This window comes from Kitasatospora sp. HUAS MG31 (assembly GCF_040571325.1).
Classification (GTDB): domain Bacteria; phylum Actinomycetota; class Actinomycetes; order Streptomycetales; family Streptomycetaceae; genus Kitasatospora; species Kitasatospora camelliae.
Window position 1 is genome coordinate 2,117,307 of sequence record NZ_CP159872.1, and the last position, 23,397, is coordinate 2,140,703.

The window sequence follows — 23,397 nt, forward strand, 5'->3', positions numbered from 1 at the left end:
GGCCTCTCGCCTCGAATTTCCGGGTCGGCTCCCCGAATCGCGAAGGCCGACGGATGTCGATGGGTGGGAAGCCGCGGCCCCAACCCGAACCCTAAACTTGAGCTTTAGGGTTATAGCTGTACCTCTGTCACATCGCTGCAGAACACAGCCTGGTGACACAGGACAGTAGGTCGCAACCAGCGCGCGTTCAACGAACACGCCGAGCTTCCCGTTTTTCTTTTGAGCCTATGTGATCATCGCCCGTCCGGTGAAACCGGGGTGACCACCAAGGGTCGGACCGGAGCCTCGGCCCCGTCAATACCGCCCCTGCACAGAGAACTTACCGGATCATCCCGACACCGCCGGGGCATCCGGGGCACTTACGTCGTATGTGGCGGCCTTTCGCCCCAGCAGTGCCGTCAGCACCCGGGCCTTCCGGTCGCTCCGCTCCGCGCTCCCCCAGCGCACCGCGGCCCCGTCGGCGAGCTTCAGCCGGATGTCGTCGTAGGAGTGCACCGTGAGCGAACCGGCCTGTTTGCGCACGTCCGGCGGCAGGCTGGCGGCCACCGAGATGGCGGCCCGGACCAGGGCCGGACGGTCGATCACCGACGCCGCCTCGTTCGCCTGCTGACTGAGTTCCAGGTCGACCACCGGGACGCCCGCGGGCGGCTGCGGTTCGGTCGCGAACTCCACCCCGCCGGCGTCGACCTGGACGAAGGAGCCCTCGGCCGTCCGCACCGCGGCCACCGGCTGCCGCTCGGTCACCTTCACCCGAAGGGTGTGCGGCCAGCCCCGCCAGACCTCGGCCCTGGCCACCCGCGGCACCGCCGCCACCCGCCGCTCCGCCTCGTCCAGGTCCACCCGGGCCAGCGGCCCGTGCCGCAGGCCGCCGATCGCCGCCCGGACCTCGTCCTCGCTCAGCCGGCCGCTCTCCAGGCCCTGGACGGCGACCGTGCGCACCTCCAGGACCGAGGAGAAGAACACCAGCCAGCCGCCCGTCAGCACGACCAGGGCGCAGAACGTGCTGAGCACCACCACCCCGCGGCGGGAGAGCCGGAGCCGGGGCGCGTGGTCCGCCAGCTCCTCGTCCTCCGGCGCCTCCGCCCGCGGGGTGCGGGCCCTGGGCGGCGCGTCAGCCACGTCGGCGGCCACCCCGGGCGGCCTCGACGGCCTCGTAGACCATCCGCACCAGCAGGTCGTCCGCGTCCCGGCGGCCGAACTCTGCTGCCGAGCGGCTCATGTCCCACAGTCGGCCCGGGTCGGTGAGCACCGGCAGCACGTTGGCCAGCACCCAGTCGGGGGTGAGCTCGGCGTCGTCCACCAGCAGGCCGCCGCCGGCCTTCACCATCGGCTGGGCGTTCAGCCGCTGCTCGCCGTTGCCGATCGGCAGCGGCACGAACGCGGCCGGCAGCCCGACCGCGGCCAGCTCGGCCACCGTCATCGCGCCGGCGCGGCAGAGCATCATGTCGGCGGCCGCGTAGGCCAGGTCCATCCGGTCCAGGTAGGGCACCGCGCGGTACGGCGGCATCCCCGGGATGTCGTCCACCTGCGGCAGCTCGTTCTTCGGGCCGACCGCGTGCAGGATCTGGACGCCGTACTGCTGCAGGCGCGGGGCGATGGCCTGGACGGTCTCGTTCAGCCGACGGGCGCCCTGGGAGCCGCCGGAGACCAGCAGGGTGGGCAGCCGCTGGTCGAGGCCGAAGTACTGCCGGGCCTCCGGGCGGACCGCGTTGCGGTCCAGGGTGGCGATGGTCCGGCGCAGCGGGATGCCGATGTACCGGGAGTCGCGCAGCTTGGAGTCGGGGGTGGAGACGGCGACGAAGTCGCTGTACCGGGCGCCGATCTTGTTGGCCAGGCCCGGGCGGGCGTTGGCCTCGTGCACCACGATCGGCACCCCGGCCCGCTTGGCGGCCAGGTAGGCGGGCATCGCGACGTAGCCGCCGAAGCCCACCACCACGTCGGCCTTGACCCGCTCGATGATCTCCTGGGCGGCCCGGACGGTGCCGCGCAGGCGGCCGGGGACGGTGATCAGCTCCGGGGTGGGCTTGCGGGGCAGCGGCACGGCCGGGATCAGCGCCAGCTCGTACCCGCGCTCGGGCACCAGCCGGGTCTCCAGGCCGCGCTCGGTGCCGAGGGCGGTGATCCCGATGGTCGGGTCGTGCCTGCGGAGGGCGTCCGCGAGCGCCATGGCCGGCTCGATGTGGCCGGCGGTCCCGCCGCCGGCGAGTACGACATGCACCGAAATTCACCGCTCCCTGCGCGGCGGCCGGGGGGCCGTACGCGCTGTGGTCCGTCGTCGTGGCAGCACCCGGGCCAGGCGGGGCCTGAGCCGGGAGTTGTGGCTCCGGGCGGCCAGGGCCGCCTTGGCCGCCGGGGAGCTGCGGGCGAAGCCGATCAGCACTCCGACGGCGCACATGGCCGACAGCATCGCGGAACCGCCGTAGGAGAACAGCGGGAGCGGGACGCCTGCGATGGGCAGGAGTCCGAGCGCCGACCCCAGGTTGACCACGGCCTGGGCCATGATCCACGTGGTGGCTGCTCCCGCGGCGTACCTGACGAAGAGGTCCTTGGTACCGAGGGCCACACGGATACCCGCGTAGCCTAGTGCCGCGAAGAGGGCGAGTACCGACAGCGTCCCCACCAGACCGAGCTCCTCGCCGGTGGCGGCGAAGATGAAGTCGGTGTGCGCCTCCGGGAGCTGGCCCCACTTCTCCACGCCGGCGCCCAGTCCGGAGCCGAACGGACCGCCGGCGGCGAAGGCGTAGAGGCCGTGCAGCGCCTGGAAGCAGTTGAGGTTCGGGTCGGGCCGGGTGACCCCGACGCAGGCGAGCCGGTCGAGCCGGTGCGGCACGGTGATGATCAGGGCGGTGCAGGCGACCACGGCGATGCCGAGGGTGGCGCCGAACAGCCTGAGCGGGGCGCCGACCATCCAGAGCAGGCCGAAGAGCATGGCGACCAGCACCATGGTGGTGCCCATGTCGCCGCCCAGCATGATCAGCAGCATCAGCAGCACGGTGCCCGGCACCAGCGGCACCAGCAGGTGTTTCCACTGGTCCAGGGTGCGCGCCTTCTGCTTGCGGGCCAACAGGTCGGCGCCCCAGTAGACCAGGGCGAGCTTGGCGAACTCGGAGGGCTGGACCTGGAACAGGCCGAAGCTGATCCAGTTCCGGTTGCCGTTGACCTGGTACCCGATGCCGGGGACGGCCACCAGCAGCAGCCCCGCGACCACCCCGAGCAGCAGCGGGTACACCAGCGCCCGGTGCAGCCGGAGGGGCAGCCGGGCCAGCACCACCGCCAGCACCGCGCCCAGCAGCATCGCGATCATCTGCTTGCGCAGGAAGAAGGCGATCGGCAGGCCGTTGTCCCGGGCGGTGTTCTGGGAGGCCGAGAACACCATCACCAGGCCCAGCACCACCAGCAGCAGCGCCGAGCCCACGATCAGGTAGTACGGCGTCAGCGGCTTGGCCAGGGCCTCGCCGAAGCGCTCCCGGAAGGCCCGCAGCCGGGCCACGGGACCGGCCGACTTGAAGGTGGTGGTGGTCGCCGAGATCAGCTGCAGCCGCGAGCCGCGCTCGGGCGGGGCGGCCGTCCCCGCCTTCCCGTCAGCCGCCACGATTCCCCTCCCGCACCCGGTCCCCGAGTGCCGGGGCGTGTCCTACCGATCCTGCCGGGCCCGCGCCCTAGAGCTCCCGCACCGCGGCCGCGAACAGGTCCCCGCGCTCGCCGTAGTCCTTGAACATGTCCATCGACGCACAGGCCGGCGCCAGCAGGACGGTGTCGCCGGGCCGGGCGGCGCCCGCGGCGGCCCGAACCACCTCGGCCATCGCACCGGCGCCAGTCTGGCCCGCGGCCGGCTCGTAGACCGGGACATCCGGCGCGTGTCGCGCCAGCGCCTCCCGGATCAGCGCCCGGTCCTGGCCGATCAGCACGGCGGCCCGCAGCCGCGGCGCGGCACCGGTCACCAGCTGGTCGAAGGTCGCGCCCTTGGCCAGCCCGCCGGCGATCCAGACCACCGACTCGTACGCGCCCAGGGAGGCCTCGGCGGCGTGGGTGTTGGTGGCCTTGGAGTCGTCCACGTAGCGGACCTCGTCGACCACGGCCACCTCGGCGATCCGGTGGGCGTCCGGCCGGAAGGCGCGCAGGCCGTCCCGGACGGCCTTGGCGTCCACCCCGTACGCGCGGGCCAGCGCGGCCGCGGCGAGGGCGTTGGCGATGTTGTGCGGGGCCGGCGGGTTGACGTCCGCCACCGAGCCGATCTCGGCGGCGGCACGGACCCGGTCGGGCACGAAGGCGCGGTCGACCAGCAGGCCCTCCACCACGCCGAGGTCGGACGGGCCGGGGGCGCCCAGGCCGAAGCCGACGGCCCGGCAGCCCTCCTCGACGTCGGCCTCGCGGACCAGCGCCTCGGTGGCCGGGTCGGCCAGGTTGTAAACGCAGGCGACCTTGTTGCCCTCGTAGATCCGGCCCTTGTCGGCGGCGTACGCCTCCATCGAGCCGTGCCAGTCCAGGTGGTCGGGGGCGAGGTTGAGCACGGCGGCCGAGAACGGCCGCAGGCTGGGCGCCCAGTGCAGCTGGTAGCTGGAGAGCTCGACCGCGAGCACGTCGTACGGCTCCTCGGCGAGCACGGCGTCCAGCACCGAGACCCCGACGTTGCCGACCGCGGCGGTGCGCTTGCCGGCGGCGGTGAGGATCGAGGCGAGCATCCGGACGGTGGTGGTCTTGCCGTTGGTGCCGGTGACGGCCAGCCAGGGGGCCGGCTCGCCGGTGGACTCCAGCGGGCGGCGCAGCCGCCAGGCCAGCTCGACGTCGCCCCAGACCGGCACCCCGGCCGCGGCGGCGGCTGCGAACAGCGGGCTGCTCGGCGGCCAGCCGGGCGAGGTGACGATCAGCTCGGTGCCCTCGGGCAGGGTGTCGCCGTCGCCGAGGCGAACCGCGATGTCCTGGGCCCGGAGTTCCGCGGCGCGGGCGCGCAGCCCCTCGCCGTCCCCGCCGTCGACCACGGTCACCGTCGCGCCGAGGTCGCGCAGGACGCGCGCGGCGCTGATCCCGGAGACGCCGAGGCCGGCGACGGCCACCCGCAGGCCGGACCAGACGGGGTTGTCGGTCACGAGGTCACCCATCCCGCGTAGAAGAGTCCGAGGCCCACGGCGACGCAGAGGCCCTGGATGATCCAGAAGCGGACCACGATCAGCACCTCGCTCCAGCCCTGGAGCTCGAAGTGGTGCTGGAGCGGGGCCATCTTGAACACGCGCTTGCCGGTCATCCGGAAGGAGCCGACCTGGATGATCACCGAGAGGGTGATGATCACGAAGAGGCCCCCGAGCAGGGCGAGCAGCATCTCGGTCCGGGAGCAGATGGCGAGGCCGGCGAGGGCGCCGCCGAGCGCGAGCGAACCGGTGTCGCCCATGAAGATCTTGGCGGGCGAGGTGTTCCACCACAGGAAGCCGAAGCAGGAGCCCATCAGCGCCGAGGCCACGATGGCCAGGTCCAAGGGGTCTCGGACCTCGTAGCAGCCGGCGGTGGCGGTGATCGTGTAGGCGCAGCTCTGGCCGTGCTCCCAGACGCCGATGAAGACGTAGGCGCCGAACACCATCACCGAGGCGCCGGTGGCGAGACCGTCCAGACCGTCCGTCAGGTTCACGCCGTTCGACATCGCGGCGATCATGAAGTAGGCCCACATGACGAACAGGACCGGGCCGAGGGACCAGCCGAAGTCGCTGACGAAGGACAGCTTGGTGGAGGCCGGAGTGAGGTCCCGGTTGTCCGGGAACTGCAGCGCCAGCACCGCGAAACCGAGGCCGACCAGGGACTGGCCGGCCAGCTTCGCCTTGGCCCGCAGGCCCAGTGAGCGCCGCTTGACCACCTTGATGTAGTCGTCCAGGAAGCCGACCAGGCCCAGACCCGCGGTCAGGAACAGCACCAGCAGGCCGGACGCCGTGGGCGGCTGCCCGGTTATCACCTTGGTGAGCGCGTAGGAGATCAGCGTCGCCAGGATGAAGGCGATGCCGCCCATGGTGGGCGTGCCCTTCTTGCTGTGGTGCGCCTTGGGGCCGTCGTCGCGGATGTACTGGCCGTAGCCGTGCCTGGCGAGCAGCTTGATGAGCGCGGGGGTGCCCAGCAGGGAGAGCACCAGGCCGATCATGCCCGAGAACAGGATCTGCTTCACTCGGCAGCACCGTCCGCGAGCAGGGCCTCGGCGACCTTCTCCAGGCCGACGGAACGCGAGGCCTTCACCAGCACCACGTCCCCCGGCCGCACCTGACTGCGCAGCAGCTCGATCGCCGCGTCCGCGTCGGACACCAGCACCGACTCCTCACCCCACGAACCTTCGTTCCTCGCGCCGAGTTCCATGCAGGCCGCCTCGCGTCCGCCCACCGCCACCAGCTTGGTGACGTCGAGCCGGACGGCGAGCCGCCCGATGGCGTCGTGCTCGTCGAGGCTCTCCTCGCCGAGCTCCCGCATCTCGCCGAGCACCGCCCAGGTACGGCGGCGCCCGGGGCCGCGGCCGGCCATCGTCGCGAGGGCCCGCAGTGCGGCCCGCATCGAGTCCGGGTTCGCGTTGTAGGCGTCGTTGACGACGGTCACACCGTCGGCCCGTTCGACGACCTCCATGCGCCAGCGGGACAGCGCGCCCGCCTCGGCGAGGGCTTCGGCGGTGTCGTCGACGGACATCCCGAGGGACACCGCCACCGCGGCTGCGGCGAGGGCGTTCGAGACGTGGTGCTCACCGTACAGGCGCAGCTGTACGGGTGCGGAACCGGCCGGGGTGATGAGCGTGAACGATGGCCGTCCGGTGTCGTCCAGGCGAACGCGGTCCGCCCGGATCTCGGCCTCCCGGCTCTCACCGAACAGCACCACGCGGGCCTTCGTCCGGCTCGCCATCGCCCTGACCAGCGGGTCGTCGGCGTTCAGCACGGCCACACCGTCGGCGGGCAGCGCCTCGACCAGTTCGCCCTTGGCCTCGGCGATGGCCTCCTTCGAGCCGAACTCCCCGACGTGCGCCGTGCCGACGTTGAGCACCACGCCGATCCGGGGCGGGGTGATGGCGGTGAGGTAGTCGATGTCGCCCTTGTGCCGGGCGCCCATCTCCATCACCAGGTGACGGGTGGTCGGCGCGACCCGCAGCGCGGTCATCGGGTGGCCGATCTCGTTGTTGAGCGAGCCGGGCGGGTAGACCGTCTCGCCGCGGCGGGTGAGCAGCTGGGCGATCAGGTCCTTGGTGCTGGTCTTCCCGGCGGAGCCGGTGAGGGCGACGATCGCGGTGTCCTCGGCGCGCTCGACCACGGCCCGGGCCAGCCGGCCCAGCGCGACCACCACGTCGTCCACCAGGACGGCCGGCACGCCGACCGGGCGGGAGGCCAGGACGGCCACCGCGCCGTCGGCCACCGCCTTCGCGGCGAAGTCGTGGCCGTCCGCCCGCTCGCCGACCACGGCGACGAACAGGCTGCCCGGCTCGACCTGCCGGGAGTCCACCACGACCGGTCCGGTCACCTGCGCCGCGGGGTCGGCCCCGTCCAGCGTGCCGCCGACGGCCGCGGCGGCCTCGGCGAGGGTCAGTGCGATCACCGCTGCTCAGCTCCTTCGGTCACCTGCACGGGGCGGGTGCTGTGCACGATGGCCTCGCGCAGCACCTGGCGGTCGTCGAACGGGCGGACCTCGTCCCGGACGTACTGCCCCAGCTCGTGGCCCTTGCCGGCCACCAGTACGGTGTCGCCGGCGTGGGCGCGGGCGACGGCCTGGGCGATGGCGGCGGCCCGGTCGGGGACGACCAGCACCTCACCGCGCTCGGCCTCCGGCACCTCGGCGGCGCCGGCCAGCATCGCGGTGAGGATCGCCAGCGGGTCCTCGGAGCGCGGGTTGTCGCTGGTCAGCACGGTGGTGTCGGCGAGCCGGGCGGCGATGGCGCCCATCGGCCCGCGCTTGTGCGGGTCGCGGTCACCGCCGCAGCCGACCACCACGTGCAGCCGGCCCTTGGTGATCTCGCGCAGCGAGGCCAGCACGGCCTGCAGGGCGTCCGCCTTGTGCGCGTAGTCGACCACCGCGACGTACGGCTGCCCGGCGTCGACCCGCTCCAGGCGGCCGGGGACGCCGGCGATCGAGGCCACGCCGGCCACCGCGGCCTCCAGCGGGATCCCGCCGGTGACCAGGGCTGCGATCGCGCCGAGGGCGTTGGAGACGTTGAACGGGCCGGGCAGCGGGACGGCCGCGTCGGCCTCGGAGCCGTCCGGACCGACCACCCGGAACGTGGAGCCGGTCGGGCCGAGCTGGACGTCCAGCGCCCGCCAGTCCGCCTCGGGAGAGCCGGCGGCGGAGAAGGTGGCCATCGGGATCGGCGCCTCGCCGGCCAGCCGGCGGCCGTAGGCGTCGTCCAGGTTGGCCACGCCGCGGCGGGCCTTGTCCGGCTGGAAGAGCCGGGCCTTGGCCCGGTAGTAGTCCTCCATGTCCGGGTGGAAGTCGAGGTGCTCGGGCGTGAGGTTGTTGAACAGCGCCACGTCGTAGACCACGCCGTCGACCCGGCCGTAGACCAGGGCGTGGCTGGAGACCTCCATGACCACCGCGTCGGCGCCGCGCTCGCGCATCACCGCGAGGATGCCGTGCAGGTCGGTGGACTCGGGGGTGGTGCGCTGGCTCTTGATCCGCTCGTCGCCGACCCGCATCTCCACGGTGCCGATCACCCCGGGGAGCAGGGAGGCGCCGCGCAGGCCGCCCTCGACCAGGTACGAGGTGGTGGTCTTGCCGTTGGTGCCGGTCAGCCCGATCATCAGCAGCTGCTCGCTGGGCCGGCCGTAGACGGCGGCGGCCACCTCGCCCATCGCGCCGCGGACGGAGTCCACCACCAGCAGCGGGGCGCCGGAGCCGGCGGCCAGCTCGGCGCCGGCCGCGTCGGTGAGCACGGCGACCGCCCCGGCGGCCACCGCCGGGGCGGCGAAGGCCGCGCCGTGGTGGTTGGCGCCAGGGAAGGCCACGTACACGTCGCCGGGCCGCACCGCCCGGGAGTCGTGGGTGATGCCGGTGACCTGCGGACCGTCCGTGGCGGGCAGGCCGAGCAGGCGGGCGACCTCGGCGAGCGGCAGCGCCGCCTGCGTGGTCGGGCGGGGCGGACTCGCGGAGATTTGATCGGGTTTCGGCACGGCGGAGAGGCTATCGGCCGAACCGCCCCCAGGGCCAAACCGGACCCCGGGTGTGACGTCCCCCACATCCCGGCCGTGCTCGTCTCTCATCAGGGCTTCCACTCCACGGGCAGGTTCGGCGCCTCGCTGCCGCTCGGCGGGACCTGCAGGGACTTGAGGGTGAACTCCATCACCTGCTTGAACACCGGGCCGCACAGCTGGCCGCCGAAGTGCCCGTTGACCGGGTCCTGGATGACGCAGGAGACCGTCACCCGGGGCTGGTCGGCCGGCGCGAAGCCGATGAAGGAGGCGGTGTACCCGGAGTACTTGCCGGTCTTCGGGTCCACCCGGTTGGCGGTGCCGGTCTTGCCGGCCACCCGGTAGCCCGGGATCTGCGCCTTGCCGCCGGTGCCCTGCTCGTCGGTGACGACGGACTCCAGCATCTCGGTGAGGGTCCGCGCGGTCTGCTCCGAGACCACCCGGTTCTGCGCCCCGGCGGGTGCGGCGGTGTACCGGCCGTCCGGGCCGGTCGAGCCCATCACCAGGCCGGGGTCCACCCGGACCCCGCCGTTGGCGATGGTGGAGAACACCGAGGTGGCCTGCATCGCGTTGACCGACAGGCCCTGGCCGAACGGGATGGTGTACTGCTGCGAGCCGCTCCAGGCCTCCGGCTTGGCCAGGATGCCCCGGGTCTCGCCGGGGAAGCCCAGCCCGGTGGGCTTGCCGATGCCGAACCGGTCCAGGTACCCGGCGAGCACCTGGTTCGACTCTGCCTGGGTCTTGCCCAGGTGCTCGGCGGCCTCGATGGTGCCGATGTTGGAGGACTTGGCCAGCACCCCGGCCAGGGTCAGGTACCAGGTCGGGTGGTCCACGTCGTCGTGGAAGACCCGGTCGGAGCGCTGCAGGGTGTTGGGGACGGTGACCCGGGTGTCCCAGGTGGCGGTGCCGGTGTCCAGCACGGCGGCCATGGTCATCAGCTTGGCGGTGGAGCCCGGCTCGTAGGCGTCCTGGACGGCCGGGTTGCCGAGCTGCTCGGGCCGGGCCGAGGAGAGCGCGTTCGGGTTGAAGCCGGGCGAGGTGGCCATCGCCAGCACCTGACCGGTCTTCACGTCCTGGACGATGACGTAGCCCTTCTCCGCCCCGGCGTTGGCCACCTGGTCGGTGATGGCCCGCTGGGCCGCCCACTGGATGTCCGGATGGATCGTCAGCCGCAGGTCGGTGCCGGACACCGGGTCCTGTCGGCTGCCGCCGCCGCTGGGCACCCGGTGGCCGCCCGCGGAGGCGTAGACGCTCCAGCCCTCCTGCCCGGCCAGCTCCTTCTGGTACTGGAGCTCCAGGCCGCCGGTGCCGGTGCCCTCCGCGTTGACGAAGCCGACCAGGTTGCCGGCCAGCCCGTCGGCCGGGTACGTGCGCCGGGTGCTGGCGTCGTTGAAGACCCCGGCCAGCGGGTTGGCGCAGCCGGCGTCCAGCTGGGTGCGGCCGCCCTGGTCGGCGGGCTTGCCGAGCAGGGCGCGCTGGGTCCGGCAGGCGCCGGAGTCGGCCTGCCGGGCCAGCGAGGACTTGAGGTCGGTGATCTGGTTCTTGGTCTCCGGGGACTGCCGGGGCGACAGCAGGGCGTACTGGCTCCGCGGGTTCTTCGGGTTGAGGTGCAGCGCGGCGGCGAGCTTCTCCTTCGGCTGGCCGAGGATCGGCGAGAGCAGCGCGGCGGCCTGCTCGGGGGCGTCCGGCACGTGCGTGGACTCCGGGGTGAACAGGGTCGGGTCCGCGGTGATGTCGTACGCGTCCACGCTGGTCGCCAGCACGGTGCCGTCGGCGGCCGTTATCGAGCCGCGCTCGGCCGGCAGACGGACCTTGACGTAGGTGTTGGCCCCGGCCTGGGCGGCGAGCGCGTCGGAGTCCAGCAGCTGGAGCTGGACCAGCCGGCCGGCGAACACCGCGAAGACCAGCACCAGGGCGACGGTGACCAGGCGCAGCCGGCGGCGCGGGTCGGCCAGCCGGATGTGGCGCGGCTGCGGGCGGGCGGCGGGCCGCGCCGGGCGGCGGGCGGCGGGACGGCGCGGGTCGGGGCGGGCGGCCCGGTCACCCGGTCGCGGCACCCGCCGCTGGTCGCCGGAGCGGGCGGGGTCGCCGGCGCGCGGACGCGGGGCCCGGGCGCCGCCCTTCTGCCCGGTGCGGGCCGGACCGGAGGGGCGGCGGTCGCCGGGCCCGCGGGAGGGCTGGCGGGGGGCGCTCATCGGCGCGCCCCCGGGGTGGCGCCGGGCGCGGGCGAGCCCTGCGGCGCCGGGGAGCCCTGGGCGCCCGCCAGCGGGGTCAGCTCGATCCCGGGGTCGGCGCCGGGCGAGGCGCTCGGCGCCGCCTGGCCGCCGGCCTTCGGCTGCTGCCACAGCTCGCCGCCCGAGCGCTTGACCGGCGGGCTGTCCTGGGCCTGGCCTGGCTTGCCGAGCACCGTGCCGTCGTCCTGGAGGAAGGCGAGGTCGCCGCCGGGCACCATGCCGAGTTCGCGGGCCCGGGTCTCCAGTGTGTCCGGCGCCGACTGGCGGCCGATCTGCTGCTGCAGGCTCTGCTCCTGGTCGGTGAGCTCGGTGGTCTGGCGCTTCAGCCGGGAGAGCTCGAAGGAGCCCTCGCTGAGCGCGGTGTTCAGGGTGAGCAGGCCGATCAGGCCGGCCGCGAGCAGCAGCACGACCAGGATCGCGAACGGCGTGCGGCCGCGGACCGACCGGGTGCCCGGCCGTACCGTGATCCGTGCCCTGCCGCCCCGGCCGGGGACCGCCCCGCTTCCCCGCGCCGTCCCACCGCCGGCCACCGGCACCGCACTCTCCCCTCGTGTCGTCCTCGCCCGCTCCGTCCGGCCCCGTGCCGGTGCCCGCGGCCCGTGCGGTGTGTCCCCGCCGGAGGGCTAGCCCCGGGTGCTCCTGATCCTCTCCGCCACGCGCAGCCGGACCGGAGCGGCGCGCCGGTTCTCCTCGATCTCCTCCTCGGTGGCCAGTTCGGCCCCGCGGGTGAGCAGTTTCAGCCAGGGCTGGAGCTCCTCGGGGATGATCGGCAGGCCGGGCGGGGCGGTGGAGGTGGCGCCCGCCTGGAGGTACTGCTTGACCAGGCGGTCCTCCAGGGACTGGTACGACATCACCACGATCCGGCCGCCGACCGCGAGCACGTCCAGCGCCCCCGGGATGGCCCGGTCCAGCACCTCCAGCTCACCGTTGACCTCGATCCGCAGCGCCTGGAAGGTGCGCTTGGCCGGGTTGCCACCGGTGCGCCGGGTGGCGGCTGGGATGGAGTTGCGCACCAGTTCGACCAGACGCGCGCTGGTGGTGAACGGTTCCTTCGCACGCTCCCGGAGGATCGCGGAGGCGATCTTGCCGGCGAACCGCTCCTCGCCGTAGGTCTTGAGGATCCGGGCCAGGTCGCCGTGGCTGTAGGTGTTGAGCACCTCGGCGGCGCTCAGCCCGCGGGTCTGGTCCATCCGCATGTCCAGGGGGGCGTCCTGGGCGTAGGCGAAGCCGCGGTCGGCCTCGTCCAGCTGCATGGAGGAGACGCCGAGGTCGAAGAGCACGCCGTGCACCTCGTCGATGCCCAGGTCGGCGAGGACCTGCGGGATCTCGTCGTACACCGCGTGCACCAGGGTGGCCCGGTCGCCGAACGGGGCGAGCCGCCGGCCGGCGAGTTCGAGCGCGGCCGGGTCGCGGTCCACGGCGACCAGCCGGACGTCGGGGAACTGGGTGAGCAGCGCCTCGCTGTGCCCGCCGAGGCCGAGGGTGGCGTCCACCACCACGGCGCCGGGCGCGGAGATCGCCGGGGCGAGGGCGTCCATGCAGCGCTGCAGCATCACCGGGGTGTGCTTGGGGGCCGGACTTTCGTGGCTCATCGGGTCGTGGCGCCCTTCCTCGGTGCAGTTTTCGGCACGACCATTCTCGCTCACCACGCGGGTGCGGCCGTACGCCGCCCGTGGTCCCCGCCCGCTCACCTGGGGAAGGAGTGACCGCCCGGCACCGGGGAAGGTGCGCCAGGAGGCACAGGAGCGGGAGGAGGCCGCGGGCGGCGTGGGGCCGCCGCGGTCGGCCGGAAGGACACGGTTGACGAACCGTCGGGGCCGTGTTCAACTGCGGCGCCAGCCTACCGCGAGGGCCCGTCCAGTCAACGCTTCCGACCGGGGTGCCACCCGGGCGGCGGTATGGGGTTTGCGCAGGTCGCGACGGTCCGGACGGGGCCGGGGCGGCGCCGGCGGGTGCTGCCGGGCGGGGGCGCGGGCGACCCTCCGCGCCGGGACGGACCGGGACGATCCGGGACGTTCCGGGACGTGGACGGCGCCCGGTGGGCCGCGCGCCGGGTCCCGGCCCGGTCTCCGGCCCCTCCCGTGGAAACCCGGTTCCCGTTACCGTCGTCAGCATGACAGTGACCCCCGACCGGCCCGCGCCGACCGCCGCTGCCACCCCCCGGCCCTCGATCACCGACCGCTTCGTCGAGTCCAACCGCGGGTACGCGGTCGACTTCCGCGACGGCGGCATGGACGCCCGGCCCGTCCAGCGGGTCGCCGTGGTGGCCTGCATGGACGCCCGGCTCGACCTCTTCGCCGCGCTCGGTCTGGAGCTCGGCGACGCCCACATCATCCGCAACGCGGGCGGGGTCGTCACCGACGACACGATCCGCTCGCTCACCATCAGCCAGCGGGCCCTGGGCACCCGCTCGGTGGTGCTGATCCACCACACCGGCTGCGGCCTGCTCGGCCTCACCGAGGACTTCCGCCGCGAGCTGGAGGCCGAGGTCGGCCAGCGCCCGCAGTGGGCGGTGGAGTCCTTCGTCGACCTGGACGGGGACGTCCGCCAGTCGATGCAGCGGGTGCGCACCTCGCCGTTCCTGCCGCACACGGACGACGTCCGGGGTTTCGTGTTCGACGTCCACACCGGGCTGCTCCGCGAGATCGGCTGAGCCCGGCCGGTCCCGTCCGGACGACCACCCCGGGTGACCGTCCGGACGCGGACGGTGCGCCGCGCCCCTCCGGTCGTCCCCGAGGTGCCCCGATTGGCCCGGTCGGGTGACTTCCGGCCATCCGGCAGGGAAGAATGCGCGTGCGGGCGTGCCCCGCCCCACCTGGGGCAGCCCGGCCGCGAGCCCGGGAACCGCACGGTGGCGGGCCGCGTGATCGGGGTGGACCGGGCCCCCAGAGCCCGGGTGAATGGCGCATTGGGAGCTGACGGGTGACGACCTACAACGGACAGGGCGCGACGGGGGCCGCGCAGGCCGCGAGCCGCGAAGAGCACCGCGAGCCGGTGGGGCTGGCGGAGCTGGCCGCGGTGGCCGAGCGGATCCGCGCCTCGGTGGAGAGTGTCATCGAGGGCAAGCCCGAGGCCGTCCGGATCGCCCTGACCGTGCTGCTCGCCGAGGGCCACCTGCTGCTGGAGGACGTGCCCGGCGTCGGCAAGACCATGCTGGCCAAGGCGCTGGCCCGGTCGGTGGACTGCAGCGTCCGCCGGATCCAGTTCACCCCCGACCTGCTGCCCTCGGACGTCACCGGCACCAACGTCTTCGACCAGCACCAGCGGGACTTCGAGTTCCGCCCGGGCGCGATCTTCGCGCAGATCGTGGTCGGCGACGAGATCAACCGCGCCTCGCCCAAGACCCAGTCCGCGCTGCTGGAGTCCATGGAGGAGCGCCAGGTCACCATTGACGGCACCAGCTACGAGCTGCCCTCGCCGTTCATGGTGGTGGCCACCCAGAACCCGGTGGAGATGGAGGGCACGTACGCCCTGCCGGAGGCCCAGCGGGACCGCTTCATGGCCCGGATCTCGATCGGCTACCCCAGCCCCGAGGCCGAGTACGCGATGCTCGACCTGCACTCCGCGGCCAACCCGCTGGAGCAGCTGGAGCCCGTCGCGCACGCGCACGACCTGATCAAGCTGATCGAGCTGGTGAAGAAGGTCTACATCTCCGACCCGGTCCGCCGGTACGCCATCGACCTGGTGTCCGCCACCCGCTCCACCCCGGAGCTGCGGCTCGGCGCCTCCCCGCGCGCCACCCTGCACCTGGTCCGCGCCGCCCGCGCGCACGCCGCGCTGGACGGCCGCGACTACGTCCTGCCCGACGACATCCAGCGGCTGGCCGTGCCGGTGCTGGCGCACCGCCTGCTGCCCACCGCGGAGACGCAGCTGAGCCGGCGGACCGCCGAGCAGGTGGTCCGCGACCTGCTCGCCCGGCTGCCGATCCCGCGTCCGCAGGGGCGCTGAGGTGCCGAGGGAAGCCTCCCCCAGGACCGGCGGCGGGCCGTCGGCACTCAAGACCGGCCTGCACGGCCTGACCACCCGGGGGCGGGCCTTCCTCGCCGCCGGGCTCACCTCCGCCGCCTGTGCGTACGTCTTCGGCCAGGACGGGCTGTTCCAGGTCGGCGTGCTGCTGGCGGTGCTGCCGCTGGCCTCCGCGCTGATGCTGGTGCGCACCCGCTACCGGGTGGCCAGCGGCCGCCGGCTGACCCCGCACCGGGTCCCGGCCGGCCAGGAGGCCCGGGTGAACCTGCGGCTGGACAACGTCTCCCGGGTGCCCACCGGCCTGCTGCTGCTGGAGGACAAGGTCCCGTACGTGCTCGGGCCGCGTCCGCGGTTCGTGCTGGACCGGGTGGAGCCGCACGGCTACCGCGAGGTGTCCTACCGGGTCCGCTCCGACCTGCGCGGCCGCTACCCGCTCGGGCCGCTCCAGCTACGGCTCGCCGACCCGTTCGGGATGTGCGAGCTGACCCGCTCCTTCGCCGCCGCCGACACGCTCACCGTGGTGCCGCAGGTGCAGCCGCTGGCTCCGGTCCGGCTGCCCGGCGACTGGTCGGGACAGGGTGAGTCCAACGCCCACGCGATGGCGCTGGCCGGCGACGACGACGTGATCCCGCGCGAGTACCGGCACGGCGACGACCTGCGCCGGGTGCACTGGAAGTCCACCGCCCGCTACGGCGAGCTGATGGTCCGCCGCGAGGAGCAGCCGCTCACCGCGCGGGCGACCGTCCTGCTGGACACCCGGGAGACCGGCCACCGCGGCAGCGGCCCGGCCTCCTCCTTCGAGTGGGCGGTCAGCTGCGCCGCCTCGGTCGGCGTCCACCTGATCGAGCGCGGCTACCGCACCCGGCTGCTCACCGACACCGGCGTCACCGTGCCCGAGCCGGGCACCGCCACCGCCGGCGTCGCCGAGGCGGCCGGCCTGCTGCTGGACAGCCTCGCCGTGGTCGAGCAGTCCGACGGCGGCGGCCTGGGCCGCGCCGAGGAGGCGCTGCGGCTCGGCGGCGAGGGCCTGCTGGTGGCGATCCTGGGCACACTGGACGAGGAACAGCTCACCCGCCTCAGCCGGCTGCGCCGGCGGGCCGGGGGCGCGGTGGCCTTCCTGCTCGATACCGACACCTGGGCCGGCCTGCGCGGCCTGGCCCCCCAGCTCGCGGACGAGGACGTCGAGCAGCGGGTCACCCGGCTCCGTCAGGCGGGCTGGACGGTCCTGCCGGTGCGGGCCGGGGACGCCCTGCCCCCGCTCTGGCGCCTGGCCGAACGCGGCGAAGCCACCTACCGAGACGAGGTCGGCCCGTGAGTACCCGCGCCAAGTTGACTCTCTGCGCGGCCCTGGCGACGGCGCTGGCCTCGCTCTGTCTGACCCCGCTGGTGCACACCCCCACCCACTGGGTGCTGCAGGCCTTCCTGCTGATCGGCGCCACCGCCGGCGTCGGCGCCGGGCTGCGGGCCGCCCCGCTCCCCCGGGTGCTGGTGGTGCCGGTGCAGCTGCTGCTGGTCTTCTACCTGCTGATGTTCAGCTTCGTGCAGGACACCCTCGCCTACGGCGTGCTGCCCGGCCCGAAGGCCTTCGACGCGCTGGGTTCGCTGCTGGCCTCCGGCGGCGAGGACATCCGCACGTACACCATCCCGGCCCCGCCCACGGACGGCCTGCGGCTGATCCTGGTCGGGTCGGTCACCCTGATCGCCGTCCTGGTGGACGCGCTGGCGGTGACCTGGCGCCGGGCCGCGGCGGCCGGGCTGCCGCTGCTGGCGCTGTACTCGGTGGGCACCGGCCTGTCCGGGGGCGTCGGCGGCAGCTGGCTGTGGTTCCTGACCGCGGCGCTCGGCTACCTGCTGCTGATCCACACCGAGGGCCAGGACCGGCTGGGCCGCTGGGGCCGGGTGTTCACCGGCAGCGGCCGGTCGAACAGCGGCACCCTGTCCCACGGCGGGCACGGGGTGGGCCTGATCGCCCTGGTCGCGGCCCTGCTGCTGCCGGCCTTCGTGCCGCACGCCGGGCTCGGCCTGGTCGGCGGCTTCGGTAGCGGCAGCGGGTCGGGCGGCGGCATCGGCCGCTCCCAGGAGAGCTCGCTGGACCCGATGGTCGCGCTGACCGCCAACCTGACCCGGACGGACAACGTCGAGCTGCTGCGGTTCACCACCGACGCGCCCTACCCGCGCGAGCTGTACCTGCGGATCGCGGCGCTGGACACCTTCGACGGGGTGCAGTGGACCTTCGGCCAGCAGAAGTCGGAGGCCCTGCCGGCGAGCCTGCCGCGGCCGGACGGCCTGGAGCCGGACGTCCCGGCGAACAAGGTCACCACCTCGGTGGCCGTCTCCGAGACCCTGAACACCCAGTGGCTGCCGCTGCCCTACCCGGCCAGCCGGGTCCAGGTGCCGGGCCACTGGCAGTTCGACGCCGGCACCCGCAGCGTCTCCGGCGAGGGCAAGCAGCGCACCAACGGGCTGAACTACCAGGTGGCCAGCCTGGACGTCCGGCCGACCCTGGACCAGCTGCGCGCGGCCGGCCAGCAGCCGAAGGCGATCTCCGACACCTTCCTCACCGTCCCGGCCAACCTGCCGCCGGTGGTCAAGGAGACCGCGCTGCAGGTCACCGCCGGCAAGAAGACCCCGTACGACAAGGCCGCCGCGCTGCAGACCTGGTTCTCCACCGGGCCGTTCACCTACTCGACCAAGGTCGAGCCGCGCACCGGCCCGGACGCGATCGCCAAGTTCCTGCAGGACAAGAACGGCTTCTGCGTGCACTTCGCCGCCACCATGGCGGCGATGGCCCGCACCCTGGGCATCCCGGCCCGGGTGGCGATCGGCTTCACCCCGGGCACCCCGGACGGCAACAACACGTACGTGGTGAAGAGCACCGACTACCACGCCTGGCCGGAGCTGTACTTCCCGGGATCCGGCTGGACCCGGTTCGAGCCCACCCCGAGCCGGGGCACCGCGCCGGCCTTCACCCGGGACACCGCCGTCCCGGCGCCGAGCGCCTCCGCCCAGCAGCCGACCACCGCGCCGACCCAGTCGGCCGCGCCGGCGCCGTCCTCCACCAGCACCTGCACGCCGGAGCAGCGCAAGACCGGTGACTGCACCGACGAGGGCGCGGTCGCGCAGGTCACCACGCGGACGCCGGCCTGGTGGGCGACCTGGCCCGCGCAGGTGGTCTTCGCGATCACCGCGCTGCTGCTGGTGCTGCTGGCCACCCCGATGCTGCTACGGGCCCGGATCCGGCGCCGCCGACTGGGCTCAGGCCGGTACGCGCCGGGGGCCGAACCGCGCCGGATGTCCGAGGCCCAGGTGCTGGCCGCCTGGCAGGAACTGGTCGACTCGGCCTGGGACCTGGGCATCCAGCCGGACGACGCGCGCACCCCGCGGGCGACCGTGCGGCAGCTGACCGAGGCCGCCGAGCTGGAGGGCGAGGCCGCGGCCGCGGCCGGCCGGGTCGCGCTGGCCACCGAGCGGGCGCTGTACGCCCGGGAGCTGGAGCCGCAGGCGCCGCTCGGACCGGACGTGAAGGCCGCGCGGGCCGGGATCCGGGCCTCGACGGGCCGGCTCGGTCGGATCCGCGCGGTGCTGCTGCCCGCCTCCACGGTGCGGGTCTGGTGGCGGATCGCCGACCGGACCGACGCGTTCCGGGAGGCCGGGCGGGCCCGGGTCGGCCGCATCACCGGGGCGGTCCGCTCCGCGGCCGGGCGGCTGCGGCGCCGGTCCTGACCCCCGCCTCCGGGCCCGAGCCCCGGGGGACGCCGGACAACGCCGGAGGGCGGGCAGTCGACCGACTGCCCGCCCTCCGGCGTCGTACGAGGTACCTGAACCGACCTCTCAGAGGGTGTTCGATACCGATTTAGGCTGCCGCAGGCGGTTTCGGGCGGAGGTATTGCCCGGTTCTGTCCGGGCTGGCGGTCAGCCGGGTGGTCATCGAATTGACCATGGCCCACTGGATCATCGAGCGTGACCGGTCCGGCAGCTCCTCGTAGTCACGGTGGAGCCGCCGGTACCGGGCCATAATCCCGAACGTCTGCTCCACCCGCCAGCGGATCGGCTGGACGACGAAGCCCTTCTGCTCCTTGTCCCGGGCGACGACCTCGACATCGATGCCCATTGCGGCGCCGTGCCTGACGACGGCGTGGTTGTAGCCGGCATCGACCCAGGCCTTGGTCACGCTCGGCCACCGGTCCGCGAGGACGTCGAGGACTTGCTTCCCGCCGGCAGAGTCCTGGACGCCAGCGGCGGTGACGATCAGCACCAGGAGCAGGCCAAGGGTGTCGGTGGCGATGTGCCGCTTACGACCCTTGACCTTCTTGCCACCGTCGAAACCCTGGGAGTCGGCGGGAGCGTTGGGCGAGGCCTTCACCGACTGGGCGTCGATGATCGCCGCGGTCGGCAGGATCCGGCGACTCTTCTTCGCCCGGAGTTGGTCACGGAGCGTGTCGTGGATCTGCTCGGTGGTCCCGTCGCGTTCCCACTCCTTGAAATAGCCGTAGACGGTGGTGTGGGGCGGGAAGTCGTGCGGCAGGTATCGCCAGGCGATGCCGGTCCGGGCGACGTAGAGGATCGCGTTGACCACCTCGCGCAGCTCGGTGATCGGCTCACGACCCTCGGCTCGCGCCGCCCGCCATCTCAGCAGCATCGGCTCGATGAGCTGCCACTGATCGTCCTTCAGGTCCGAGGGGTACCGGCGTCGTTCCGTCACGGTCGATCAATATCGCGGACACGGACCCGGCCGCCACGAGATCATGGAACCGAGTCCGTGCCGTGCCGATCAAAGCCGGACAGTTGGGGGGATTCACCTACCGAACACCCTCTCAGAGGCCGTCGTGCTCGTCGCGGCGGCGCTGCCAGCGCTGCTCCATCCGATCCATCACACCGGCTTTGCGGCGGGGTGCGGCGGCCTGACCGGCCCCGGCACCGTGGCCGATCGGGCCGCGTCTCCACGCAGTGACAGCGAGGACCGCGCACCCCAGCATCACCAGGAACCCGACCACGCTGACCCAGATGAGCTGAGCGACCATGCCGCCCATCAGCAGCGCGACGCCCACCACGAACCCGACGGCGGCCTGGTAGACCCTCCGACGGGTGTAGGTGCGCAGCCCGGTTCCCTCAAGCGCTGACGCGAACTTGGGATCTTCGGCGTACAGCGCTCGCTCCATCTGCTCGAGCAGTCGCTGCTCGTGCTCCGAGAGCGGCACGGAGTCCTCCTACTCGTCGGTCGCGGGGCGACCGGTCCGCCACCCCTGGCTCGGGCCCTGTGTGGTCCATATGCCCCATGGGTCTGGGTGTCATGCTTTCCGGCTTTACCCAGATCATACGGTCCACGCACCCGGTTCGGCGTGGTCAATCCAGCGTGGCTCGGGCCACGTCCGGCGCGGCCCTGCACGCTGCCCAACGCGCCGGGGACGGAACAAGTGCCCGACCGGCGGCGACCCCGTCCGCACCGCTCCCGGCCGGCGTCGCGGGGGCGCCGGCCGGGCCGGGTCAGGCCAGCTCGGCGAGCAGGTGCAGCTGGGTCGCGACGGCGTGGAAGGCGGGCTGCTCGGCGGCGGCCAGCTCCAGCTTGAGCAGCGCCTCCATGGCACCGGGCTCGGTGTCCACCAGCACCCCGGGCACCAGGTCGGCGAAGACCCGGACGCCGTGCACCGAGGTGACCCGCAGGCCCGCGGCGCCGGCCAGCTCGCCCAGCTCGTCGCCGGTGAAGCGGCGCGGCATCGGGTCGCCGGCGCCCCAGCGGCCGTCCGGGGCGTCCAGCACCGTCCGGGCCTCGGCGAAGTGGCCGGCCAGGGCGCGGGCCAGCACCGCGCCGTTGCGGTTGGCGGCGAGCAGGCTGACCAGGCCGCCCTTGCGCAGCGTGGCGGTGAGGTTCCCGAGCGCCTCGGCCGGGTCGTCCACCACCTCCAGGACGCCGTGGCAGAGCACCGCGTCCACGCTGCCGGCCTCGGTCACCTCGGGGAGGGTCTGGGTGTCGCCCTGGACCGCGCGGACCAGGTCGGTGACCCCGGCCTCGGCGGCCCGGCGCTCCAGCGCGAACAGCGCGTCGGGACTGGGGTCGACCACGGTGACCCGGTGGCCGAGCCGGGCCACCGGCACGGCGAAGTTGCCGGTGCCGCCGCCGGTGTCGAGCACGTCGAGCACCGGCCGGCCCAGCTCGGCGGACCGCCGCTCCAGGGCCGCCCGCACCACCTCCCACACCACAGCGGTACGCAGGGCACTGCGGGGACGCGTCGGGTACAAGGCTCGGCTCCTCGCCACGGGGATCTCGCTGACCGGCTCCACCTTAGTCGGCCCTCGCTGCGGGGAACCGCACCCGTCCGCGGGGCTACTCCCACTCCCCCTCCAGCGGTAACGGCTGCCCCGGCGCCCCCGGCCGCGGTGCCAGCAGCCGCTCGACGATCCGCAGGTAGAGCGCGGTGTTGCGGATCAGGTCGTCCGCGTCCCGGGCGTTGGCGGCGCCCGGGATGCCCGCCTCGGCGGCGGCCCGCCGGCGCGCCCCGGCGGCGAAGTAGGCGGCCCACTCGGACAGCTCGGGGGCGACCTCGGGCAGCAGCTCCCAGGCGCTGCGGATGGCCTGCCGGCGGCGGGTCGGCCGCTCCGGCCGTCCGCGGACGGCGAGCACGGCCGCCGTGGTCCGCAGCGCGGCGAGGTGCGCGGCGGCGTAGCGCTCCAGCGGGTCCTCCAGGGAGCGGGACTGGGTGAGCGTCCGGTGCGCGTGGCGCAGCAGGTCGAGGGCGGCGGGCGGGGCGGAGACCCGGCGCAGCACCGGGTGGACGTCGGCGGCACGGCCGCGGGCGGACGGCACGCGGCTGCCGGTGGGCACGGGGACGGACGGCTGGTCGGCGGCAGGGCGGCGGATGACGGGCTCAGGACGACTGATGGTCATGGTCTCCCCCGATCCGAGGCGAGCGCCCGGGCCGGACGGCCCGTGCCCCTCCATCGTGGGGGGCACCACTGACAATTCGTCCAGGGTGTCTGCGGCCCCGGGCCGTGATCTGGCCGGAAACCGGCGGGCCGGCGCCGCCGTCGCCCGGCGACGGCGGCGCCCGGTGCTCCCACGGTGCGCCCGTGGTGCCCCGGCGCCCGGGTTCCCCCCGCGGGCTCCGGGTTCCCCCCGGTACCGGGCCGGGCCGCGCTCCGCCGCCCCGTGTCGGCGGTGCGCGGCCGTGCCCGGCCGTCGGGGCCCGTCCGACGGGCCCCGTGGTCGTGCCGCGGGCGTCCGAGCGCCGATTCCCCCGTCGGCGCCGGCCGTCCCGGGCACTGCCGGGAGAGGGCGGCTCAGGGCCCGCCCGTGCCTCCCGGTGCCCCCTACTCTGCCGGTCCGGGAGTCGGCGGGGTATCCGCGCGGGTACTCAACCGGGGATCTGAGTATCCGTACTCAGCCGGGCCCCCCGGGCGGCGGGTACGGTGTGGGCCGGCCGCCCGATCGCCGGGCGGCGGACGCGGAGGGGAGCGCGGCGTTGGGAATCGTCCCGTTGATCTTCACCAGCGGCTGGGCGAGCGGGGTGAACGCCTATGCCGTGGTGCTGCTGCTCGGCCTGTTCGGCCGCTTCGGCGGCGCCGAGGCGGTGCCGCCGGCGCTGCAGCGGACGGACGTGCTGACCGCGGCCGCGGTGCTGTTCCTCTGCGAGGCGGTGGCGGACAAGGTGCCGTACGTGGACTCGCTCTGGGACGCGGTGCACACCGTGATCCGGCCGGCGGCGGGGGCCACCGTGGCGGCGCTGATGGCCTCCAACGACCCGGGGTCGCTGGGCGAGGTCGCCGCGGGGGCGCTGGGCGGCACCACCGCGCTGATCAGCCACGGGATCAAGGCCTCGCTGCGGATGGCGGTGAACACCTCGCCGGAGCCGGCCTCCAACATCGCGGTCAGCCTGCTGGAGGACCTGTCGGTGGCCGGGGTGATCACCCTGGCGGTGTTCCACCCGTGGATCGCCGCCTCGCTGGCCGCGGTGCTGCTGGTGCTCGGGGTGCTGCTGGTGTGGTTCGCGGTCTCCCGCATCCGGCGCTTCCTGCAGCGCCGCCGCGAGCGCCGGGCGGCCCGCGCGGCGGCCTCGGCGTACTGACGGCCGGCC

Annotated in this window: 19 protein-coding genes; 5 read left to right on the plus strand and 14 right to left on the minus strand. The window is 74.1% G+C overall.

Annotated features, from left to right (window positions below):
• Nucleotides 1-327: 327 nt before the first annotated feature.
• From ABWK59_RS09790 to rsmH, 10 genes are all read right to left on the minus strand, one after another.
• Nucleotides 328-1,119 carry a cell division protein FtsQ/DivIB gene (locus ABWK59_RS09790; protein ID WP_354639659.1) on the minus strand — a complete coding sequence of 264 codons (792 nt, stop codon included), beginning with the start codon at nucleotides 1,117-1,119 and terminating at the stop codon, nucleotides 328-330.
• On the minus strand, nucleotides 1,112-2,218 hold the full coding sequence (gene murG / locus ABWK59_RS09795; RefSeq protein WP_354639661.1) for an undecaprenyldiphospho-muramoylpentapeptide beta-N-acetylglucosaminyltransferase: 1,107 nt from the start codon (nucleotides 2,216-2,218) through the stop codon (nucleotides 1,112-1,114). Before murG ends, ABWK59_RS09790 begins: the two co-directional genes overlap by 8 nt.
• Before the next feature lie 6 nt (nucleotides 2,219-2,224).
• Nucleotides 2,225-3,595, minus strand: a complete 1,371-nt coding sequence (gene ftsW, locus ABWK59_RS09800) for a putative lipid II flippase FtsW (RefSeq protein WP_420492915.1) — start codon at nucleotides 3,593-3,595, stop codon at nucleotides 2,225-2,227.
• A gap of 64 nt (nucleotides 3,596-3,659) precedes the next feature.
• Nucleotides 3,660-5,099, minus strand: coding sequence for a UDP-N-acetylmuramoyl-L-alanine--D-glutamate ligase (gene murD, locus ABWK59_RS09805; RefSeq protein WP_354639663.1), 1,440 nt, complete (start codon nucleotides 5,097-5,099; stop codon nucleotides 3,660-3,662).
• On the minus strand, nucleotides 5,084-6,121 hold the full coding sequence (gene mraY / locus ABWK59_RS09810) for a phospho-N-acetylmuramoyl-pentapeptide-transferase (protein ID WP_354644892.1): 1,038 nt from the start codon (nucleotides 6,119-6,121) through the stop codon (nucleotides 5,084-5,086). The genes murD and mraY overlap by 16 nt, the downstream gene beginning before the upstream one ends.
• Before the next feature lie 20 nt (nucleotides 6,122-6,141).
• The gene (locus ABWK59_RS09815) at nucleotides 6,142-7,545 is read right to left on the minus strand and encodes a UDP-N-acetylmuramoyl-tripeptide--D-alanyl-D-alanine ligase (protein ID WP_354639665.1); all 1,404 of its coding nucleotides are present in this window, start codon (nucleotides 7,543-7,545) and stop codon (nucleotides 6,142-6,144) included.
• Nucleotides 7,542-9,110 (minus strand): UDP-N-acetylmuramoyl-L-alanyl-D-glutamate--2,6-diaminopimelate ligase, encoded by a 1,569-nt coding sequence (locus ABWK59_RS09820; protein ID WP_420492754.1) that lies wholly within the window; start codon nucleotides 9,108-9,110, stop codon nucleotides 7,542-7,544. Before ABWK59_RS09820 ends, ABWK59_RS09815 begins: the two co-directional genes overlap by 4 nt.
• Before the next feature lie 89 nt (nucleotides 9,111-9,199).
• Nucleotides 9,200-11,323 carry a peptidoglycan D,D-transpeptidase FtsI family protein gene (locus ABWK59_RS09825; protein WP_354639669.1) on the minus strand — a complete coding sequence of 708 codons (2,124 nt, stop codon included), beginning with the start codon at nucleotides 11,321-11,323 and terminating at the stop codon, nucleotides 9,200-9,202.
• Entirely contained in the window at nucleotides 11,320-11,898 is a 579-nt protein-coding gene (locus tag ABWK59_RS09830; protein WP_354639671.1) for a cell division protein FtsL, read from the minus strand. The genes ABWK59_RS09825 and ABWK59_RS09830 overlap by 4 nt, the downstream gene beginning before the upstream one ends.
• A gap of 87 nt (nucleotides 11,899-11,985) precedes the next feature.
• A complete protein-coding gene (gene rsmH / locus ABWK59_RS09835; protein ID WP_354639673.1) occupies nucleotides 11,986-12,954 on the minus strand; it encodes a 16S rRNA (cytosine(1402)-N(4))-methyltransferase RsmH in 969 nt (322 codons plus the stop codon).
• A gap of 521 nt (nucleotides 12,955-13,475) precedes the next feature.
• Here rsmH and ABWK59_RS09840 point away from each other — a divergent pair.
• From ABWK59_RS09840 to ABWK59_RS09855, 4 genes are all read left to right on the plus strand, one after another.
• On the plus strand, nucleotides 13,476-14,015 hold the full coding sequence (locus tag ABWK59_RS09840; protein ID WP_354639675.1) for a beta-class carbonic anhydrase: 540 nt from the start codon (nucleotides 13,476-13,478) through the stop codon (nucleotides 14,013-14,015).
• 269 nt (nucleotides 14,016-14,284) lie between these two features.
• Nucleotides 14,285-15,310: an AAA family ATPase gene (locus tag ABWK59_RS09845; protein ID WP_420492755.1), complete on the plus strand. Its 1,026-nt coding sequence runs from the start codon at nucleotides 14,285-14,287 to the stop codon at nucleotides 15,308-15,310.
• 1 nt (nucleotide 15,311) lies between these two features.
• Complete coding sequence (locus ABWK59_RS09850) at nucleotides 15,312-16,643, plus strand: DUF58 domain-containing protein (protein WP_354639677.1); 1,332 nt, start codon at nucleotides 15,312-15,314, stop codon at nucleotides 16,641-16,643.
• A complete protein-coding gene (locus ABWK59_RS09855) occupies nucleotides 16,640-19,051 on the plus strand; it encodes a transglutaminaseTgpA domain-containing protein (protein WP_354639679.1) in 2,412 nt (803 codons plus the stop codon). Before ABWK59_RS09850 ends, ABWK59_RS09855 begins: the two co-directional genes overlap by 4 nt.
• 130 nt (nucleotides 19,052-19,181) lie before the next feature.
• On the opposite strand, the gene ABWK59_RS09860 is transcribed toward ABWK59_RS09855, so the two are convergent.
• The 4 genes from ABWK59_RS09860 to ABWK59_RS09875 all read right to left on the minus strand — a co-directional run bounded on the left by ABWK59_RS09860 (nucleotide 19,182) and on the right by ABWK59_RS09875 (nucleotide 22,211).
• Nucleotides 19,182-20,030 carry an IS5 family transposase gene (locus tag ABWK59_RS09860; protein WP_354639193.1) on the minus strand — a complete coding sequence of 283 codons (849 nt, stop codon included), beginning with the start codon at nucleotides 20,028-20,030 and terminating at the stop codon, nucleotides 19,182-19,184.
• A 112-nt stretch (nucleotides 20,031-20,142) separates the two neighbouring features.
• On the minus strand, nucleotides 20,143-20,526 hold the full coding sequence (locus ABWK59_RS09865; RefSeq protein WP_354639681.1) for a DUF3040 domain-containing protein: 384 nt from the start codon (nucleotides 20,524-20,526) through the stop codon (nucleotides 20,143-20,145).
• A gap of 286 nt (nucleotides 20,527-20,812) precedes the next feature.
• Nucleotides 20,813-21,565, minus strand: a complete 753-nt coding sequence (locus ABWK59_RS09870) for a methyltransferase domain-containing protein (protein WP_354639683.1) — start codon at nucleotides 21,563-21,565, stop codon at nucleotides 20,813-20,815.
• Nucleotides 21,566-21,650: 85 nt separating this feature from the next.
• Nucleotides 21,651-22,211, minus strand: coding sequence for an SAV_6107 family HEPN domain-containing protein (locus ABWK59_RS09875; RefSeq protein ID WP_354639685.1), 561 nt, complete (start codon nucleotides 22,209-22,211; stop codon nucleotides 21,651-21,653).
• Nucleotides 22,212-22,785: 574 nt separating this feature from the next.
• Here ABWK59_RS09875 and ABWK59_RS09880 point away from each other — a divergent pair.
• On the plus strand, nucleotides 22,786-23,388 hold the full coding sequence (locus ABWK59_RS09880) for a DUF4126 domain-containing protein (protein ID WP_354639686.1): 603 nt from the start codon (nucleotides 22,786-22,788) through the stop codon (nucleotides 23,386-23,388).
• The last annotated feature ends 9 nt before the right edge of the window (nucleotides 23,389-23,397 follow it).